At 43.1% G+C, this 3,171-nt stretch carries 2 protein-coding genes and 5 tRNA genes; 1 reads left to right on the top strand and 6 read right to left on the bottom strand.

What is annotated here, in order from left to right; translation table 11 throughout:
- On the top strand, window positions 1–255 hold a 255-nt coding region (locus tag IQR33_RS00085; protein ID WP_193843426.1), incomplete at its 5' end, for an aldehyde dehydrogenase family protein.
- A gap of 251 nt (window positions 256–506) precedes the next feature.
- On the opposite strand, the gene IQR33_RS00090 is transcribed toward IQR33_RS00085, so the two are convergent.
- The 6 genes from IQR33_RS00090 to IQR33_RS00115 all read right to left on the bottom strand — a co-directional run bounded on the left by IQR33_RS00090 (window position 507) and on the right by IQR33_RS00115 (window position 2,873).
- Window positions 507–582 (bottom strand) — tRNA-Asn (locus tag IQR33_RS00090).
- A 15-nt stretch (window positions 583–597) separates the two neighbouring features.
- Window positions 598–673 (bottom strand) — tRNA-Thr (locus tag IQR33_RS00095).
- A gap of 39 nt (window positions 674–712) precedes the next feature.
- Window positions 713–788 (bottom strand) — tRNA-Asn (locus tag IQR33_RS00100).
- Between the two features lie 22 nt (window positions 789–810).
- A tRNA-Thr gene (locus tag IQR33_RS00105) sits at window positions 811–886 on the bottom strand.
- Between the two features lie 52 nt (window positions 887–938).
- A tRNA-Phe gene (locus tag IQR33_RS00110) sits at window positions 939–1,014 on the bottom strand.
- A 233-nt stretch (window positions 1,015–1,247) separates the two neighbouring features.
- Window positions 1,248–2,873 carry a methyl-accepting chemotaxis protein gene (locus IQR33_RS00115; RefSeq protein ID WP_017635717.1) on the bottom strand — a complete coding sequence of 542 codons (1,626 nt, stop codon included), beginning with the start codon at window positions 2,871–2,873 and terminating at the stop codon, window positions 1,248–1,250.
- Window positions 2,874–3,171: the final 298 nt, after the last annotated feature.

Genomic DNA, 3,171 nt, shown 5'->3' on the forward strand with positions numbered 1-3,171 from the left:
TATCAAGTTCTCGAAATGGCGAACGATACAGAATATGGTTTGGCTTGCTATTTCTATACGAATAGCTTGAAGCGTATTGTGACTTTTAGTGAAGGTTTAGAGTACGGCATGGTTGGAGTGAATGAAGGGATCATCTCTACTGAAGTGGCTCCATTTGGTGGAGTTAAAGAGTCGGGTGTTGGACGGGAAGGTGCTAAGCAAGGACTCGATGAATATCTGGAGACAAAGTATATTTGTCTTGGTGGTTTAAGCTGATTTCAGAGATGGCCGATTGAATTAAAAAGCTAGGTTTTTACCTAGCTTTTTTTTAGTTGAAAGGCATACCATTTGCCACACGCGTTTGTGGTTAATATTTTCTGGTTACTTAGTGAGTCGATAGCTAGCTTGCGGTAAGCGGTTTTTAATAATCAAAGCGCTTATGTTATTTCGTTATGGAGTAGTAGGAGAGAGCTTAGCTTTAAACTAATACAAAAAAGCCGCATCAAGTGATGCGGCTTCTTCTAATATGGCTCCTCCTGCTGGGCTCGAACCAGCGACCTGCGGATTAACAGTCCGTCGCTCTACCAACTGAGCTAAGGAGGAACAAATTTTAATAAGTGGTGCCGACTACCGGAATCGAACTGGTGACCTACTGATTACAAGTCAGTTGCTCTACCTACTGAGCTAAGTCGGCACAATGTCATTAATAAGTTATTAACTTAATAATGAAAATTGGCTCCTCCTGCTGGGCTCGAACCAGCGACCTGCGGATTAACAGTCCGTCGCTCTACCAACTGAGCTAAGGAGGAATTGTCTTTCTAAGAGAATAAATGGTGCCGACTACCGGAATCGAACTGGTGACCTACTGATTACAAGTCAGTTGCTCTACCTACTGAGCTAAGTCGGCACATTTTATTCTTTAACATTGTTCGTGCTAAGCACCAACAATTAATAAATTGTGGTGCCCGGAGGCGGAATCGAACCACCGACACGAGGATTTTCAATCCTCTGCTCTACCGACTGAGCTATCCGGGCGACGAGGTGTATTAAAAGGCTTTTCGGCTTTCAGGTCAACAATAAAATTAAAATAAAATATCGTTTGATGAATTTGTGCTCGGAGTGGGCTGTTTTTATGCGTTTTTAGCAGCAATGCGCCATGCTTTAAGCGATGTTTTAACATTGATAGTGTGTTCACTTGCAAAATAAAGGCGATAAAAACAAAAAAGCACGTCTGAAAACGTGCTTTTTATTGAACAATTGACTTTAAACTAGTGCTTTACTGAGAACTTGTTTACCCAACCTTCTAGCTCATTCGCTAGTGAAGCTAAACTTTGAGTACTTGATTGACTCTCGGTTACGACAGAGTTGAGTTGGCCTCCGCTTTCATCGATAAGGTTTATGCGTAGCGCAATATCATCGCTAACCTGCGTCTGCTCAGCGGCAGCAGTAGCGATCTGCTGGCTCATTGTGGTGATAGATTCTAACGCCGTTACAATTTGCTGTAGAGCTTCAGAGGCATTCTTAGACTCTGTAACAGTGCTTTCACTGGTTTCTGCACATATTTCCATTGTGTGAATGGCATTGCGAGAGCCTTCTTGCAGATTGGAGATCATATACTGAATCTCTTTTGTGCTGTCTTGTGTGCGTCCTGCTAGGTTGCGTACCTCATCAGCAACGACTGCGAAGCCTCGGCCTTGTTCTCCAGCTCGTGCTGCTTCAATGGCTGCATTGAGTGCCAATAGGTTTGTTTGCTCTGCAATATCACCAATCACATCGAGCACTTTTACAATATTATTTACATCCTGATCTAGATCGGCGACCGCTTTACTCGCAGTATTTAATTGAGAAGCTAAACCTTGAATGTTTTCAACCGTGTTATGAATGAGTTTCTGAGTATGTTGGCTTTGTTTGTCAGCCTCGTCCGTATTGTTTGCGGTGTCGCTTGCTGAATTGGCAACATGGTTGGCTGAAGATGCCATTTCAGTCATCGCAGTGGCAATCATCGCCGTTGATTGCTGCTGAGATACGGTAAGATCGGCAATCGTATTTGATCGAGCCTCTACGGCAAACAACTCTGCGCGCAGTGCATGCATAGACTTCTCTAGGTTTGTCACCATGGTAGCTAGTGATTGACTCATATCTTGCACGGCACGATAGATACTTCCTCTCGGTGCCACAGTATCAAAACTGGTCTGAATGTCTCCTTGAGCGACAGCTTGAACTGCTTTACGCACGTCGTTAGGCTCTCCACCAAGTAGATTAAGCATTTTGCGAATCGAAATGATCAGGCCACTTAGAATACTTCCCGCGATAATCAGACACAGCACAAGCTGCCATTGTGCTGTCGACCAAAAACGTGCGTTAACTTCATTAAAGCCAATACCTGTACCGACAACCCAGCCCCAGTGTGGTGTTTTTTCTGCTATCGAGTGTTTTTCTTCAATGCTGCCGTCAGCTTGTTTTTGGCTCCAGGTATATTCAACGATCTGACCTGTTTTGTGCCCCAATACATCTAGAATGAGTTGGCCTACGCTATTACCACTGCCATCTTTAAAGTCATGGAAGCTGGTTCCGTGCAGTTGAGGGTCTAGTGGTGCGGCGATGAACATCATATTTTCATCTGCGACATAAACGTATTCGTTGTCTTTGTAGATATTGTTACGAAGTAGGCGAGTGGCTAATGCTTTCGCTTCGTCTTCCGGCATTTTGCCTTCGATAGCCATCTTTTCTACTTCGGTAAGTATGCTGTACGCACTTTTAAATAGCTCAGTAACTCGAGCTTTGTTATCAAGGTTACTTGCGACGCGAAGTGTCCATAAGCCCGTTGCGGTCAGAGCTAGGAGAGCTAGCAATATGATCGCAGATAATAAATAGGCTTGAGTTTTTAGTTTCATATTTAGCTCACAAATAAAGTGTTATCACTATGCAAGGCATAGCTAAAAGAAGAAATGTAATAACTCGGGCATCTTAGTGAAGATAAATATGCTCGGATACTAATGCGTATTGAAATTACGATGAGGATTAAATTTTTATCGTGAAATAAGTGTTTTTGAAGAAAGGATTTAATGTTCGCTGATGTTTAGAAATGAAGTGCAGATAAATGGGAAAGTGAGAAATGACGTATAAAGCAGATACAAAAAAGCCGCATCAAGTGATGCGGCTTTAAAAGTGGCTCCTCCTGCTGGGCTCGAA

The sequence above is a fragment of the Vibrio sp. OPT46 genome (genome assembly GCF_015163535.1).
GTDB lineage: Bacteria > Pseudomonadota > Gammaproteobacteria > Enterobacterales > Vibrionaceae > Vibrio > Vibrio alginolyticus.

Bases quoted from the DNA above. Each gene is read 5' to 3' on its own strand.
- IQR33_RS00115 (WP_017635717.1), bottom strand. From the start codon at position 2,873: ATGAAACTAAAAACTCAAGCCTATTTATTATCTGCGATCATATTGCTA.